The organism is Rhodococcus sp. NPDC077669 (assembly GCF_040686915.1).
Taxonomy (GTDB): domain Bacteria; phylum Actinomycetota; class Actinomycetes; order Mycobacteriales; family Mycobacteriaceae; genus Rhodococcoides; species Rhodococcoides fascians.
Genome location: NZ_JBFBMD010000017.1, coordinates 75,316 through 91,113, shown reverse-complemented (window position 1 = coordinate 91,113; position 15,798 = coordinate 75,316). Strand labels below are relative to the sequence as shown.

The window sequence follows — 15,798 nt, the reverse complement described above, 5'->3', positions numbered from 1 at the left end:
CCCACATCTGTGGCTCTACCGGCCAGGACCCACTCCTGTCGGCAACCCACGCTTACATGCGGAGGGGCCCCAGCCAAGACCTCCATACCGTCTACTCGGGAACAGAGCTGACGGTGAACGGCTCGACCGGTTCTCCCCCACGCTTGTCGAACTGGCTGTTGACCACCAGTAGTCGATCATCCACTGCTGCAACGGTTGTGGGGTAGGCAAACGATGGGTCCGTAATTTCGCCGGTGACGGATCCGCGCCGGCCATCATCGTCGAGGTCGACCTTCGAGATCAGACCGTCGCGATTGCGGACGACATACACCGTGTCGTCGTCCATCTCCATGCCATCGCCGTTCATGAGCGTCGCCCCACCGAGGTCGACCTGGGTGACCTCTTTCGAGGTCTTGTCGATCCGATACAGATTTCCGGTGCTGGACTGCACAACGATCAGCGCCGATTCGTCGTCGTTCTCGACGATGCCGTTGGCATTGAAGCCCTCCCCGTAGACGAACGGGCTGCCGTCGAAGTTCACGAACGTCTCCATCGGAGCGTCCTGCGTCCCAGCCACGATTTGGTCGAACGGAATGCGGTACAGCGCCGGGCTGCGTGAATCCGTCACGAAGGCATCGCCGTTGTCGGCAATCGCAACGTCGTTGAGGAACGTCGCGTCGGTGCCGAGACCGTTGGTGAACGTGGCTACCAAATCACCGGAGTTGGCGTCGTACACCCACACCTTGCCTGTCGCCCCTCCGGCGATCACCAAGTAGTCGGGCCGATCGTCGTCATCGAGCACGTCGAGTCCGGCAGCACCCGTGCGTCCATCCGCGCCTCCGGGCAGAAACACCGACACGTCCGGCGATCCGACGGTTCCGCGGAACACGGCACCGTCGGAAGTGGAGGTGACGTAGAACGTGTCGTCGGCGGCGGTGATGCCTTCGGGGAAGACTCCTGTGCCCGGCAAGTTGTAGACGCCGGCGTTCGATGGGCCGGACGACGACGGAGCTGACGACGCCGGAGCTGACGATTCAGTGGCAGCGGAAGCGGGGGTCGGCTCCGGATCGGAGGACCCGCAGGCACCCAACAGGAGTGTGGCGGCGGCAACAACGGGCAGTACCTGGGGGGCTCGTTTCACCCTCGCAAGTGTTCCATATGTCTCAATTTCTTGGCATTTCTCCTGGTGAGCAGATTTTCGGTCGAGACGTTTCGTACAGTCGTAGTCATGAGTGAGCTCTCCACCCTTGCCGCGACCAGCACTGAACTCGGCGGAATCGCCGGGTGGGCGGTGAGTTTGATGGAGGCGATCGGCGGTCCCGGTGCCGGTATTGCCGTCGCTGCGGAGAACTTTTTCCCGCCGCTTCCCAGCGAGATCATCCTGCCGTTGGCGGGCTTCACCGCATCTCAGGGCGGGATGACGCTCTTCGGTGCGTTGTTCTGGACGACGGCCGGATCGGTGCTCGGCGCTCTGGTTCTCTACTGGCTGGGCATCAAACTCGGACGTGACCGGATGTACGCCATTGTCGAGAAGATGCCGTTCGTCGGAACCGAGGATCTGACGAAGGCCGAGGACTGGTTCACCAGACACGGTCGGTCGGCGGTGTTCTTCGGCCGCATGATCCCGGTGGTTCGCTCGGGCATCTCGATTCCGGCCGGTGTGTCACGGATGCCGGTACTGCAGTTCACGTTGTACACCACGCTCGGCAGCCTGATCTGGAACTCGATCTTCGTGCTGGCCGGATACTTCCTCGGCGAGAACTGGCACTATGTGGAGAACTACGCCTCCGTGTTCCAGTACATCGTCATCGGCATCGTTGTGGCGCTGATCGCGTGGTTCGTGGTGAAGAAAATGAAGTCGAGGCGCGTCGAGGTCGAGTGAACCTCACAGATCATCGATATCGATGAAGCCGTCCTGCAGAGCCCTCGCCAACAATGCCGCTTTGGTGGGTGCCGTGCGCCCCACCGCGGAGTACTTGGCTCGGATCCGGGACAAGTGGGTGTTCACAGTTCCCATCGACAGATAGAGCGCACGCGACGCCTCCGACTTGGAGTCGGACACCAGCCATGTGGTGAGCACTTCGATTTCACGAGCGCTGAGCCGCGGATCGGGACCTTCGTGGATGCGGATGTCGAGAACTGTCATGAAAATCCTTGATATCGGGCACCACCGCTGTCCCGGCGGCGCGAACACAGCACATAACACCGCACTCTTTCCGTTGGGTCACTCCGACTGATGACCGAGGTCGCTCTCACCCGAGAGTGAGTACTGTCACCGGCACCGTCACGGTCGGTCTCACCTCGGTAAAGTCCGTCCCCATGAACGAGCTCGACGCGACTGCCACCCATTTCGTCGAGGCGGCCGTCACATTGTTGGTCGCGGATCCTCGACGAATTCTCGACCGGGGTATGCGCATCGAGGACGTCGTCCACGCATCCGACTCGTCGACAGCGACGTTCTTCCGCAAGTTCAGCACCAAGGCCGACTTTCTCGACAAGGTGGTCGAGCAGCTGGCCCGGACCTCGCTGCCCACCGACGTCCACGAAACAGTTCGCAGCCAGGTGACGAACAGCGGTGCATCGATTCGCGCAACGGTGTCGGCGCTCGTTGCGCAGCACTTCCCGGCAATCGTCGACCGGAAGAGCATCACCGAGTCTCTTCTGGACCACGTTTTCGGCGGACCGTCGTCCCCGGCCCTGATAAGTGAGTACCGCGTCCGAGACGAAGCCGTACTGGGCGCGTTCGAGGCACTGTTCGACCCCGACGGTGGGGCCTTTCGCCGTCCCTTCACAGCCCGAACGTTCGCAGTGACGGTCAACGCAATCATCGATGGATTCCGCCTCCGCAGTCAGGCGGACGCCGCGTCCGTATCGGCCGAGGTGATGTCCGACGCGGTGCTTGCCTTCCTCGGGGCCGTCGTCGACACGTCCGGACGTCATCAGCACCTCGATGATGTGGGAGCAGTCGATTCACCGATCGAGGAACGCCCGCTTCCGCGTGATCCTCGCGCTGCGATCGTCACAGCTGCGCGCGACGAATTCGGAAAGCGTGGCTATTTCATGACGCGGATGGACGACGTCGCCGACATCGCAGGAGTGCCGAGGACGGCCTGCAAGACGCTGTTTCCGACCAAGCCGTCCGTCATCGTTGCAGCCCTGCAGAATCGAGTCGATCATCTTCGCGAGTCGGTAGCCGACGACCAGTTGCTGGGGCTCGACGAGCTCACGATTCTGCGACATCACATGCTGCGGTGCGCGCAGCTCGCCGCCGACGAACTCGAATTCATGGATGCACTCCTCGTCGCCGTCGCACACGACACGTACGGCGAGCCGGAGGGGTTGATCTCGATCAAGGAGAAACTCAACCTTCCGGCAATCATCGGGCCGGTCATCGCGCGGGGTCAGGACAGCGGGGTGTTCCGAAAGAGCTCGAGCCCAGTCGATCTCGCAGCAGGCATCACCAATACGCTGCTGATGCGATGCTTCACACGAAGACAGAACAGCCCGCAGGACAACGCGAACTTCGTCGCTGAACTCCTCCTCGACGGTCTCGGTGTGCACTGAGCATCGACCGAGTGCGTGTTATCGGACCCGCCGGATGCCGTCCGCGAAGTCGTCGAGAGCGGCAAGTATCTCCTCGGCCTGCCACACCCTGTTTCGTCGCCCCTTCGACGTCTGGTGCACAATTCCCACCTCGGTCAGCTTGTCGATTGCCCGCTGAGCCGCAATCTCGCTGACGGCGAATGTGTTTCGTACGTAGGCGTTGTCGACGACCGGTTGCGCTACCAGCGCGTCGAGTAGTTTCCACACAACCGAGTCGCTGCGTGCGACGACGCGATCGGTGTACTCGGTTCTGACGTCGGACAGCTCGTCTACCAATCGCCGCCCACCTTCGACGGCGTGGAACGTGGCAGCGGTGAGGCTTCGCACGATCGCCTCGACATCCCCGGCGCGGTAGGCATCCAGACTTCGGAAGTAGCCTGCGGTGTCCGTGAGGAGCCCAGCAGACAGTGGAACCGTCACTCGCTCCGTCACTTCTGCCCTCCGCAGCATCGCGTGGACTATGGCTCGGCCCGTTCGCCCGTTTCCGTCCGTGAACGGGTGAAGCGTTTCGAATTGCGCATGCGTGACGGCGATATGCGGGATGACGGGCAAGTCCGAACGAGCTGCGAACTCGAACAGGTCGGCAAGTGCACCCGGAAGCCGGTCGTGGTGCGGTGGAACGAAAGCGGCACGGTGCGGGCCTATGTCCGATCCCCCGATCCAGACTTGCTGAGTTCGCCATTGCCCCGGGAACGGATCGCCGTTGGACTCCATCAGCGATCGGTGCATCTGAAGCACGCTTGCTTCTCCGATCGATGATCCGACCTCGAGTGCTGCTTCCATCGCACGGACGTTTGCCGACACGATCGAGGCGTTCCGCGTTGTGGGCGCACCCAATTCGGCGAGTGCAAGTGCCCTGGCTCCCACGGTCAGATTCTCGATCTGAGAGGACGCCGAGCTTTCCGTCCGCAACAGAATCGAACTCATGGGTGCAAGTTCCACCGATGAACCGAGCCGCTCAGAGGCATAGTGGTCGAATCGAACGATCTCACGGAGGGCGTCCTCCGACTCCGCGATCAGCTGCGCAGGCAGGTTCAGCTCTACCTCTGCAATACGCGGCGGTACAGCTGCTCGATAGTCACCCTGATGCAGCCGCCTCTGGGCGCGCGACATGCACGAATCGGCGACACGCCACGGCCGGCTCTCGAACTCCACCGCAGGCCAGGATGCACCGGCCTCACCGTCTGCCATTATGTGACCATACCAAACCTTATTTGTATATGGTTTGGTATGGCCTGCTCAACCGTACGATCGGTGCGTTCGGACAATGTCGAGATGCAGGTCGACCTCGCCGATGGCAGCTACCTTTTACAGTCAGGCTCGAAATTGGCCATGTTGCAACCACTCCCCTGACTCAGTCCTTCGGAATACGGTATCGACTGCCGATGAACGCGAAGGCCGCATATCCCAGAATCACCACCACATAAAGCACAGTCGGCACCACGAACACCCACGCGCTCACCGACGCACCTGTAGTCGTGCCCGCAACGACGCAGATCCAGGCGAACAGCAGTGCGGAGGCGACTCCGATCCAGTCGAGGTCCTCGGAAATCTTGCGGTTCAGTTCGGGCCGATTCTCGGGGGCAGTCCAGTACTCGTGCAGTCGTCGACTCGGCAGGTTCACCAGCTGGGCCGGGACCTTCGGCAGCCACCACCCGACGCTGACGAACAACCCGATCATGACGAACCCGGTACCACCCATCGTGAGGAGGAAAGAGAGCTTCGAGTCCATCCGATCCACCTGACCGGATCCGTCGAAATGAGCGGGTATCTCGTCGCCCGCGGTGACGGCGACCCACACGAGGCTACCGACGAAGACGAGACTGGACAGCAGTAAGGCAGCGCGCGAAAGCTTCATCCCAGTCAACATTAGCGCCTGCGGCAGTGGTGCGGTGCTGAGCCTCTGGGTCGCTCCGCAGGCTATGCTCCTGTGCCACAGACGGCACCTATCCGCACCACTGCCGGAGGCATCGATGCCCAACAACGAGTTCGGAGACTTTCAGACTCCGATCGAGTTGGCGCGCGCCTTGGTCAACGCCCTGCCTGGTCGCGACTGGACCCGCGTCCTCGAACCCACCTGCGGTGTCGGGAACTTCCTGTCGGTGATGGCCCAGAGTCACCCCGAAGCAGAGCGCGTCGGGATCGAGGTGCAGCCCGAGTATGCTTCGTCAGCAGCACAATTCGGCAGGATCATCACAGCGTCGATCTTCGACTTCGATCTGGCCCGAGATATCGAGTGGAGTTCGGGGCCCGGCGCGACCCTCGTGATCGGCAACCCACCGTGGGTCACCAACTCGCAACTGTCGGTGCTCGATTCCGCCAATCGACCCGCCCGCACGAACACGAAGAACGCCCGCGGCATCGACGCCATCACCGGCAGCTCCAACTTCGATATCGCAGAGTTCATTTGGATCAAGTTGCTCACCGAATTCGCGGATCGACCCGCAACCATCGCGATGATCTGCAAGACCCAGGTAGCTCGAAACGTTCTGCTGCACTGTGCTCGGCATCAGCTTCCGGTGACCGGTTCGAGCCTACGAATGATCGATGCGAAAAAGTGGTTCGACGCAGGGGTCGATGCCTGCTGCTTCCTTGTCGAACTCGGGCCGGGCCAGACCGACTACACCGCAGAGACATTTCCGAGCATCGATGCGTCGCAGCCGGACAACAGAATCGGAGTCGTCGACGGCCGACTGGTCGCGAACGTCGATGCATATCAGCGCAGCAAGCACTTCGACGGCACCAGCCCTCTGGTGTGGCGGCAAGGCATCAAGCACGACGCCACCGCGGTGATGGAGTTGGCCGAGAATGGCGGCCCGCGAACCAAACTGGGAACCGGCGTGGACATCGAAGCCGACTACCTGTTCCCACTCTTCAAGTGCACCGATGTCTACCGCGACAAGCTGGACTCGGTGTCCAAGTGGATGATCGTGCCGCAGTCGCATACCGGCGACGACACCGAGCAGTTGACGCACACCGCACCGAAGTTGTGGGCATACCTCAACGCCAACGCCGCGGCACTCGACGGGCGGAAGTCGTCGATCTATCGCAACAGAGCCCGGTTCTGCATCTTCGGTGTAGGCCCGTACACGTTCGCGCCCTACAAGATTGCGATCTCCGGGTTCCACAAGATTCCACAATTCAGGATGGTCGGTCCCTACGACGGCAAACCAGCCGTGTTCGACGATGCCACCTATCTGCTCCCTTTCGAGGACCCCGCAACCTGCTCCGTCGCCCACGCGTTACTGACCGGGCCCGAAGCTACCGATCTCATTGCTGCTCTGGCATTCTGGGACAGCAAGCGGCCCGTGACGAAGAAGCTCTTGCAACGCATCGACCTCGCGGCGATCGCCCGGGCGACCGACCCCGTCGTACTGAGTGAGCGTTCCGCAGCGGCGGCAGCTGCGCACGGTCTGGTATTCGAGGCAGCATTGCTCACTCGCGCGGTGGATCTCGCGAGAGGCAAAAAGCTATGACTGTCGATCCTCCTCAGCGACAACCCGTTCCAGAGCTGGTCCTCCTCCTCATAGGTGGAGTCATGTTCGTGGTGGCTACCGCGGCGAAGTGGAGCGCGTTGATCTTCGTGTCTATCTTCCTCTGCGTATTTACCGGTTTCGCAGCCCTCATTTCGACATGGCTGGCCCGTCAGAGTCGGCGCATCATCGCACTGCTCACCATCCTCGGATTCGTCCTGACCGGCATCGGTGTCGCCTACATGGTCAGGGACGCATCGGAACCCGTCATCTTTTCTCCCGGGCTCGTCCTCTATCCAGGAGGCAGCCTCGCACTGTCCGGCATCATCAATCTACTGTCGGGCCACATACAGAGGTCGCACCGACGCAGTGGAGACGTCACAGATCGGTCTTGATCGTTTCGGCCAATCGGTCCAGGTACTTGGCGTTGCGTTTGTAGTGCACCCAGGGTCCGATTTTGGTGCTGGTCACCAGGTGGGCGCGTTGTAGCACCGCCATGTATTGCGAGGCAGTCGACTGCGAGACGCCCGCTCTGGATTGAATGTGTTTGAGGCACACCCCTACCTGTTCGGCCGGTTCGAGCTGCGGCGGAAAATCGCTCGGGTCCTTGAGCCATTGCATGATCGCCAATCGCGCCGGGTTGCTGAGAGCACCGAACACTGCCGCAAGCTCCGCAGGATTCAGTTCGTCAGCCACCCTCGAAGCGTACTCCAATATCGCAATATCGCGATCTGTGGTCTACTTACTCGGACATCGCAATATCGCGATATTCAGATAAGGAGAAGCTGATGAAGACAGCAGTAGTCGTGGGGGCCAACGGCGTGATCGGCGGAAATTTGGTCGAACACCTGCAGCGGACCGGGGATTGGAACATCATCGGCCTGTCCCGCCGCGGCGGTATCGACAGCGAACGCGTCCAGCACATTGCGGTGGACCTGCTCGACGGCGACGAGACTCGACGCCGACTCTCGCACCTGACAGACGTCACGCACATCTTCTACGCCGCGTACCAGGAACGCCCCACGTGGGCCGAGCTGGTGCCTCCCAATCTGGCGATGCTCGTCAACGTGGTCACCGTGATCGAGGACAGTTCTCCGAACCTGGAACATGTCAGCCTGATGCAGGGTTACAAGGTCTACGGCGCGCATCTCGGACCGTTCAAAACCCCTGCGCGCGAAACCGATCCACCGCACATGCCGCCCGAGTTCAACATCGACCAACAACAGTTTCTCGAAAGCCGTCAGGTCGGAAAGAGGTGGTCCTGGTCGGCTATCCGGCCATCGGTGGTGTGCGGTGTAGCGCTGGGGAATCCGATGAATCTGGCCACCGTCATCGCTGTCTACGCCACCATGTGCAAGAAGCTGGGCGTGCCCATGCGATTCCCGGGCAAGCCCGGTGCTTTCGGATCTCTGCTGGAAATGACCGATGCATCGTTGCTCGCCGAAGCGACCGTGTGGGCCGCAACCACTCCCGCGTGCGCGAATCAGGCGTTCAACATCACCAACGGAGACATGTTCCGCTGGAACGACATGTGGCCGCGCATCGCGAACATCTTCGGGTTGGACACCGCCACCCCACTGCCGATGTCGCTGGCCGACGTCATGGCCGACAAAGAGCCACTGTGGAATTCGATCGTTGCCGAGCACGAGCTGAAGCCCACTCCCTACCGCGATGTGTCGTCCTGGGCGTTCGGTGACTTCGTGTTCTCCTGGGACTACGACGTCATATCCGACGGCTCCAAGGCCCGCCGTATGGGTTTTCATCGTTTCGTGGACACCGAGGCGATGTTCGCCGGCATCGTCACAGATCTCCGGCGGCAACGAATCATTCCCTGAGCGAATCGGGCTCGGTGGTTCCGCACCCGAGAGCTGTGGAGGCATAGGCTTTTCGACGCACGCCCCCGACAAGGAGATCGCCATGTCAGTGAAGTCCGAATCGACGTCCACTCGGCACGTGATGCCAAAGAAGCAACTACTCGCAGTCAGTATCGGCAACGCCGTGGAGTGGTACGACTGGACGGTCTACGCGACATTCTCGATCTACTTCGCCACCCAGATCTTCTCCGGTGACAACCCGGCTGTGGCTCTGTTGAGCACATTGGCGACGTACTCGGTGGCGTTCTTCTTCAGGCCGCTCGGGGGCTTGCTGATCGGACGGTTCTCCGATCTGCGGGGGCGACGCCAGGCAATGATCTTGACGATCGCGATGATGTCGGGTGGGTCGTTCGCGATCGCGGTCCTCCCCACGTTTTCCGTAGCAGGGTGGATCGCTCCGATTCTGCTGTTGCTGGCCCGGATCGTCCAGGGCATGTCGATGGGCGGTGAAGTCTCCAATGCGTCGGCCTACCTCGCCGAGATCGCCCCGAACGATCGGCGGGGGCGATACTCGTCCTTCTATTACATCTCCACCGGCACGGCCATTCTCCTTGCGTCACTGCTCGGCGCGTACCTGACGTTCGTGCTCGACGACGACCAACTGAGCTCGTGGGGCTGGCGCGTACCGTTCGTCATCGGCGGGCTGCTCGGAGTAGTGGGACTCTGGATGCGACGCGGCATGGCCGAAGCCGACAACCAGGAGCGCAACGCGGTGAAGGCGAAGGCCGTGCGAAACCCGTTGTGGATGACCATGAAGCACCATCCCCGCGCCGTTCTGCAGGTCATCGGATTCGTTCTCCTCGCCACACTCGCCTACTACACGTTCTTCTCCGCGATGACGCCCTACGCCGTCAAGCAGCGCGGAGCAGACGCCAACGACGTGTTCGTAGCGTTGTCGATCGCGACAGCAATGTTCGTCGCGCTGCAGTACCCCATGGGCGCTCTCGCGGACCGTATCGGCCGCAAACCGCAATTGCTCACCTACGCTGCGCTGTTCGCGATTCTGATCATCCCGCTCTCCAAGCTGATCGGGCCGTCGTTCGTCAAACTGCTCATCGTCTTCTGCGTCGGCCTGCTGCTGTTCGCGATGTGCTCGGCCATCATTCCTGCCGTTCTGGCCGAAGCCTTCCCGGCAGAGCTTCGAGGTGTAGGTATCGGGGCCTGGTACAACCTCACGGTTGCGTTGTTCGGTGGCACCGCTCCCTTACTGGTCAATGCCTTGTCCGACGCAGGCCACGCCGACTGGTTCTTCTATTATCTCGCTGCAGCAGCTGTGATCTCGTTCTTGACGATGGTGTGGATGCCGGAGAAGCGTGGCCAGGACCTGGACTGATTCTCGGCGACACTACGATCGGATGGCACACCGTCCGAGGCCGTAGGAGATTCAATGCACCCGTTCGACGCAGCAGTCGCACTCGAGAGTGTCGGCGACGGCACGTACGCCGGACGTACGTCGCCGTCGTACAACAACATGGTCGGCCCGTTCGGCGGAATCACTGCTGCATCGTTCGTCCGGGCCATCGAGCTCCATCCCGACTGCCAGGGAACACCGGTCTCGTTGACGGTGAACTTCGCCGGTCCTGTCGCCGAGGGTGATTTCGAGATCTCGGCTCGCCCTGTGCGGACCAACCGAAGCAACCAGCACTGGTATCTCGAACTGACTCAGAACGGTGCGGTGGCGACGACCGCGACCGCGGTGTTCGGTTCGCGTCGTGAGACCTGGGACAACATCGAGGCGACGGCCCCTGACGTTCCCTCCCCCGCCGACACGAAGCAGGGCGGTCTTCCCGACGCCATCGCGTGGGCACAGAACTACGAGATGCGTTTCGTGCACGGCGCACTGAGCGATCAGGAGTCCGCTGACTCGACCGAGACTCTGTGGATCCGCGACACACCACCGCGGCCGATGGACTTCGCGGCCCTGACCTCGCTGAGCGATGTGTTCTATCCGCGGATCTTCCAGCGGCTCGGCACGTATGTTCCGGCTGGGACGATCTCGTTGACTACCCATTACTTCGCTACGCCCGAGGATCTCGAGCAGCATTCCGACGGATACGTCCTCGGCACCGCGCGGGCACGCCGATTTCACCAGGGCTACTTCGACCAGACTGCCGAATTGTGGACCGAGGGCGGGATTTTGCTGGCCACCAGTCACCAGATGGTCTACTACAAGGTGTGACTCACCGACGACTGTTCGACCAGTCGTCGTACCGCGCCCCTCGCACCGTTGTCCTGCAGCGAACGCTTGGCTCGCTGGTACGCGCCTCGTAGTCGCGGGCTACCCGCGAGGTCCCCGAACACTGCGCGATTGGTCAGGAACGCTCCGGGATTGTCGTGGTCTTCCCACGACAGTCGCTGCAGACGCTCCGCATCGGCGTCGATCATGGGAACGTCCCCACGCTCGTACACCCCACACCATCCGGCGAGTATCAACGCGCAATGATCGACGGTCCGATCGTGCGCCAACCGATCTCGCAGTACCGGCAGCACGAATTTCGGGATTCGCGCGGAGGCGTCGACGATCTGACGTTCGAGGGTGTCTCGAACGGCCAGACTCGAAAATCGTTGCAGCAGTTGCTCTATGTAGGTGTCGAGGTCGATCCCCGGCACCGGCGCGAGCGTCGGGGCAGCCTCCGCACGCATGTACGATCCGACGAATTCACGCATGTCCGGATCCGCCATCACCTCGTGAACGTGGGTGTATCCGGCGAGGATGCCGAGGTAGCTCATGGCCTGGTGGGATCCATTGAGCAGCCGAAGTTTCATGTGCTCGTACGGTGCGACATCGGAGACGAGTTGCACTCCTACTTCGTCGAACGGTGGCCGCCCGAACGAGAAGGTGTCTTCGAGTACCCACTGCGAGAACGATTCCGACTGAACGGGCCAGCGGTCGTCGATGCCGAAATCACGTCGCAGGTCGTCGACGACGGTGGGCGTCGTGGCCGGGGTGATGCGGTCGACCATCGAATTGGGGAACGCGGTCGTGGCATCGATCCAGTCGGCCAAGTCGCTGTCGTGGTGGCGCGCGAAGGACGTCAGCGCGGTGCGGGTGACCGCGCCGTTGTGGACGATGTTGTCGCACGACATCACGGTGAACGGCGGGACTCCATGGAATCGACGGGTGGCGAGAGCCACGGTCAGAAAACCGAAGACGCTCTTCGGTATGGAGAGATCCTCGAGATCCGCCAGCACCGACGGGTCGGTGGGCTCAAACGCGCCCGTCAGATCGTCGACGCCGTAACCGCCTTCGGTGATGGTCAGGGACACGATCATCGTGGACGGTGAACTGAGCACATCGATGACGGACTGAGGATCGTCGGGTGCGAAGACGAAATCGGCGACGGAGCCGACGATTCGGGCGTCACGTATGCCGTCGGGGTCGACGGTCACGAGTGTGTAGAGGTAGTCCTGGGCGTCGAGGACCTCTCCGATTCTCTTGTCCTGGGGCAGTACTCCTACCCCGCACAGCGCCCAGTCCAGGTGCCCGGCCGCGAGCAATCGGTCGAAGTAGACCGCCTGATGTGCGCGGTGAAACGCACCGACACCGAAATGAACCACACCGCAGTGCAGTTCGTCCGCGTCGCACTCGGGCCTCGCGACGGTCGCCGGTAGGTGTTCCAACGTGGTGCGACGAAGCTCGGTCATGACTTCGGTCCTCGAGTCGGCTGAAGATGAAACGGACGTGGTGAGCGGTGGCGCTCCCGGGCAGGTTCTGCCACCAGGAGCACCACCGCAGTTCAGGGGTGAATCAGCAGGACGACTTGTAGACGTACTGTGCGCCTTCGCCGTCGATGTTGTCGGCGGTGATGACGTGGAAGCCGATGGAGATCTCGGCGGTGACCGGCTTGTCGTCGATGGCTGCCATGGCCTGTTCGACGCCATCGGTGCCGATGGTGCCGGGCTGCTGAGCGATCAGGGCCTGCACCGTTCCCTCACGAAGCTGCTTGACCTGAGCCGGGCCCGCATCGAAGCCGACGATCTTGACCTGATCCTGCTTGCCTGCCTGCCGAACTCCGGTTGCGGTGCCTTCGGCCGCAAAGGTGTTGGCAGCGAAGATGCCGACGATGTCGGGGTCCTTGGCCAGTGCGGCCGAGACCAGACGGGCTGCTTCGGCCGGATCGTTGTGGCTGTACTGCACGCCCAGGTAATCGAAGGCCGAGTTCTCTCCGACGGCTTCCTCGAAGCCTTCCACTCGGGCGTCGGCGGTGGAGACTCCCGGATCGGTCGAGATCACCAGTACCTTGCCGCCTGCCGGGCTGAGCCGCTCGATAGCGCTGAATGCCTCTGCGCCACCGCCCTTGTTGTCGGACGAGATGGAGGACACCGCGATGGACGGATCTTCGAGAGTGGTGTCGACGAGGACGACCTTGATGCCGGCCTTCGAGGCTGCCTCGAGGGGTGCCTGCATGGCGGCGACGTCGGTGGGCGCGATGAGAATGGCCGACGGCCGTGATGCCACAACCGAATCCACGATCGGCTTCTGCAGCGTCGGGTCGAACTTCACCGGACCCTGGGTGTCGACGGTGACGCCTGCGTCCTTGGCCGCGGCCTCGATTCCGCACTGCATGCTGATGTAGAACTCGTCGCCGCTGACGCCCTGGATGAAGGCGATCTTGCCGCTGCCGCCACCGCTTCCGGAGTCGGACGAACAACCCGCCAGGAACATGGCGGAGACCGAAGCGACACTCAGTGCAACGACGGCGGTGCGTGATGTGATCATGGTCGACTTTCTTGTAAGGGGTTGCGAGTGAGGGAGTTCAGGGCCGGTCCGAAGCTAGGGACTTCGAGACCAGAGTCTCTTGAGGGAGCTGGGCGATTGGCCTCGACTTGCAGCATCGCGTCGACGTTGGTCGAAGTACACCGCGGCGATGAGAACGGCACCGACGGCGACCTGCTGCCAGAAGGGCTGTACTCCGACGATGACGAAGCCGTTCTGCAGTACGGCCGGAATGAACAATCCGACGACGGTGCCGAACATGGTGCCGATGCCGCCGAAGAGGCTTGTTCCACCGATGACCACTGCCGCAATGACATTGAGGTTGGTCTGGGACTGGCCGGCGATCGCGGTGGTGCCGTACTGGGACAGCGACAGTATGCCCGCCAATCCGGCGAGGGTGCCGGAGAGTGCGTAGATCTTGACCAGATGCATGTCCACTTTGATGCCGACGCGGCGAGCGGACTGCTCTTTGGAGCCGACGGCGAAGGTGTAGAGGCCGAACTTGGTGCGGTGCAGAACGATTCCGAAGATGACGACCAGCACCAAGGCGATGCTCGAGATCAACGGGATGGTGGTGGCAGGCAGGTTTCCGTAGCCGATCGTGTCGACGAGAACCGGTGGTACGTCGCGGATGTCGACGCCGCCGGTGATGACCTGCGACAGACCGAGCGCCCCGCCCAGTGTGCCGAGTGTGACGATCAGCGGAGGCACTTTCGCCTTACCGATCAGAAATCCGTTCAGCAGGCCCCAGCACAGGCCGCATCCCAGCGCCACCACGATGCCGACGGCCGCCACTCCCCAGCCGTCGCCGCCGATCGCGGCCATCGTCTTCGCCGACACCACGCCGGAGAAAACCAGCACCGAGCCGACCGAGAGGTCGATGCCGCTGGTGACGATCACGAACGTCATGCCGATCCCGAGGACGGCCAGGATGGAGACGTTCTGGATGATCTGCCGGATGTTGCCCCATTCGGGGAAGCTGCCGGGGGCCATGACCGAGAACACCAGGCAGATCGCCGCCAGCACCAGCACGATCTGAAAGACCTGGACTCGCGCCAACTTTCCGAGCGACTCGACGAGATCGAACGTGTGCCGTGACGGCCTGTCGCCGGGAGGCAACGGTTCGAGCGATGGGGAGATGGTCTGGTTGCTCATCGTGTTGCTCCGGTGGTTGCGCCGGTCATCGCACCGACGAGTTCTTCCATGGTCGTGTTCTTGGCGTCGAGGGTGGCCACGCGCTTGCCCATCCGCAGCACCTGGACCCGGTCCGCTACCTCCATCACGTGGGGCATGGAGTGGCTGATGAACACCACGGCCACTCCCCTGTCCGCGACCCGGCGGATGGTGTCGAGAACGTTGCGCGTCTGCACCACACCGAGGGCGGCGGTCGGTTCGTCGAGAAAGACGACGCCCTTGGCCCAGGCGACGGCACGCGCGATGGCGATGGCCTGTTGCTGGCCGCCGGACATCGATCCCACCGGGACGGTGAGGCTGCGGACGGTGGCACCGAGTTCGTCGAGCGCATCCTGTGATTGCTTGCGCATCGTGGAGACGTCGAGGAAACCGAGACGGCCGAGCGGCCCCTTGGCCGGCAGTTCGCGTCCGAGAAACATGTTCTGTTGCGCGTTGAGATGCGGAGCGAGCGCGAGATCCTGGAACACCGTCTCGATTCCGAGCTCTGCCGCCACCGTCGGACTGTCGAGATCGACTGCTGTGCCGTCGAACAGGATCTCTCCGGTGTCGACGGCCAGGCTGCCCGAAAGAGCCTTGACCATCGTGGACTTGCCTGCGCCGTTGTCGCCGATGAGGGCGACGACCTCACCCGGGTAGATGTCGAAGTCGGCGTCGTCGAGGGCGCGCACGTTTCCGAAGCTCCTCGACAATCCCCTCGCTTCGAGGATCGGTGTCGCAGCAGGTGCAACGGTGGCCATGGGTACTCCTCGGTCGAATGGAAACGTTCGGGTGTGGGACAGGACGCCCCCGCCGACGCCGGTGCAGCACGGTTCGAAAACTGGGCCTGCGCGGCATGTCGAGCTCCCTGCGGGGCTCGCTGTGTTAACGAGTGTGACCCACACAACTCGCATTGTCACGTGTTTCGCGAAAATTCATGTCACCGGTGACATGGCCTATCGGCCCGGCAGTCGTTCCGCCG

16 protein-coding genes are annotated in these 15,798 nt (G+C 62.3%); 7 read left to right on the top strand and 9 right to left on the bottom strand.

Annotated elements, in window-relative coordinates; translation table 11 throughout:
- Window positions 1-91: 91 nt before the first annotated feature.
- Window positions 92-1,120 carry a hypothetical protein gene (locus tag AB0P23_RS18555; RefSeq protein WP_045840783.1) on the bottom strand — a complete coding sequence of 343 codons (1,029 nt, stop codon included), beginning with the start codon at window positions 1,118-1,120 and terminating at the stop codon, window positions 92-94.
- 87 nt (window positions 1,121-1,207) lie between these two features.
- Here AB0P23_RS18555 and AB0P23_RS18550 point away from each other — a divergent pair, with 87 nt between their 5' ends.
- Complete coding sequence (locus AB0P23_RS18550; RefSeq protein WP_027497716.1) at window positions 1,208-1,861, top strand: DedA family protein; 654 nt, start codon at window positions 1,208-1,210, stop codon at window positions 1,859-1,861.
- 3 nt (window positions 1,862-1,864) lie between these two features.
- On the opposite strand, the gene AB0P23_RS18545 is transcribed toward AB0P23_RS18550, so the two are convergent.
- A complete protein-coding gene (locus AB0P23_RS18545) occupies window positions 1,865-2,125 on the bottom strand; it encodes a LuxR C-terminal-related transcriptional regulator (protein WP_032399142.1) in 261 nt (86 codons plus the stop codon).
- Window positions 2,126-2,298: 173 nt separating this feature from the next.
- Between AB0P23_RS18545 and AB0P23_RS18540 the strand changes: the two genes are divergently transcribed.
- Window positions 2,299-3,543, top strand: coding sequence for a TetR family transcriptional regulator C-terminal domain-containing protein (locus tag AB0P23_RS18540; RefSeq protein ID WP_045840918.1), 1,245 nt, complete (start codon window positions 2,299-2,301; stop codon window positions 3,541-3,543).
- Between the two features lie 18 nt (window positions 3,544-3,561).
- Here AB0P23_RS18540 and AB0P23_RS18535 read toward each other — a convergent pair whose 3' ends face one another.
- Window positions 3,562-4,773 (bottom strand): Fic family protein, encoded by a 1,212-nt coding sequence (locus AB0P23_RS18535; protein WP_045840784.1) that lies wholly within the window; start codon window positions 4,771-4,773, stop codon window positions 3,562-3,564.
- A gap of 163 nt (window positions 4,774-4,936) precedes the next feature.
- A complete protein-coding gene (locus AB0P23_RS18530) occupies window positions 4,937-5,440 on the bottom strand; it encodes a DUF1648 domain-containing protein (RefSeq protein WP_241258195.1) in 504 nt (167 codons plus the stop codon).
- A gap of 115 nt (window positions 5,441-5,555) precedes the next feature.
- On the opposite strand from AB0P23_RS18530, the gene AB0P23_RS18525 reads away from it, so the two are divergent.
- Window positions 5,556-7,058 carry an SAM-dependent methyltransferase gene (locus tag AB0P23_RS18525; protein ID WP_363798727.1) on the top strand — a complete coding sequence of 501 codons (1,503 nt, stop codon included), beginning with the start codon at window positions 5,556-5,558 and terminating at the stop codon, window positions 7,056-7,058.
- A 62-nt stretch (window positions 7,059-7,120) separates the two neighbouring features.
- Entirely contained in the window at window positions 7,121-7,450 is a 330-nt protein-coding gene (locus tag AB0P23_RS18520; RefSeq protein ID WP_363798725.1) for a hypothetical protein, read from the top strand.
- Here the strand turns inward: AB0P23_RS18520 and AB0P23_RS18515 are convergent.
- A complete protein-coding gene (locus tag AB0P23_RS18515) occupies window positions 7,434-7,751 on the bottom strand; it encodes a helix-turn-helix transcriptional regulator (RefSeq protein WP_052060610.1) in 318 nt (105 codons plus the stop codon). The genes AB0P23_RS18520 and AB0P23_RS18515 overlap by 17 nt on opposite strands.
- Window positions 7,752-7,843: 92 nt before the next feature.
- Between AB0P23_RS18515 and AB0P23_RS18510 the strand changes: the two genes are divergently transcribed.
- From AB0P23_RS18510 to AB0P23_RS18500, 3 genes are all read left to right on the top strand, one after another.
- Window positions 7,844-8,890, top strand: coding sequence for an SDR family oxidoreductase (locus AB0P23_RS18510; protein WP_363798723.1), 1,047 nt, complete (start codon window positions 7,844-7,846; stop codon window positions 8,888-8,890).
- An 82-nt stretch (window positions 8,891-8,972) separates the two neighbouring features.
- Window positions 8,973-10,262 (top strand): MFS transporter, encoded by a 1,290-nt coding sequence (locus tag AB0P23_RS18505; protein ID WP_032399136.1) that lies wholly within the window; start codon window positions 8,973-8,975, stop codon window positions 10,260-10,262.
- Window positions 10,263-10,316: 54 nt separating this feature from the next.
- Window positions 10,317-11,108, top strand: coding sequence for a thioesterase family protein (locus AB0P23_RS18500; RefSeq protein ID WP_032399135.1), 792 nt, complete (start codon window positions 10,317-10,319; stop codon window positions 11,106-11,108).
- On the opposite strand, the gene AB0P23_RS18495 is transcribed toward AB0P23_RS18500, so the two are convergent.
- From AB0P23_RS18495 to AB0P23_RS18480, 4 genes are all read right to left on the bottom strand, one after another.
- Window positions 11,096-12,574, bottom strand: a complete 1,479-nt coding sequence (locus tag AB0P23_RS18495) for a mannitol dehydrogenase family protein (RefSeq protein ID WP_363798721.1) — start codon at window positions 12,572-12,574, stop codon at window positions 11,096-11,098. The two genes, AB0P23_RS18500 and AB0P23_RS18495, sit on opposite strands and share 13 nt — an antisense overlap.
- A 103-nt stretch (window positions 12,575-12,677) precedes the next feature.
- On the bottom strand, window positions 12,678-13,649 hold the full coding sequence (locus AB0P23_RS18490; protein ID WP_363798718.1) for an ABC transporter substrate-binding protein: 972 nt from the start codon (window positions 13,647-13,649) through the stop codon (window positions 12,678-12,680).
- A 54-nt stretch (window positions 13,650-13,703) separates the two neighbouring features.
- Window positions 13,704-14,801 (bottom strand): ABC transporter permease, encoded by a 1,098-nt coding sequence (locus AB0P23_RS18485; protein WP_032368948.1) that lies wholly within the window; start codon window positions 14,799-14,801, stop codon window positions 13,704-13,706.
- Entirely contained in the window at window positions 14,798-15,577 is a 780-nt protein-coding gene (locus AB0P23_RS18480; RefSeq protein ID WP_032364377.1) for an ATP-binding cassette domain-containing protein, read from the bottom strand. The genes AB0P23_RS18485 and AB0P23_RS18480 overlap by 4 nt, the downstream gene beginning before the upstream one ends.
- Window positions 15,578-15,798 lie beyond the last annotated feature (221 nt).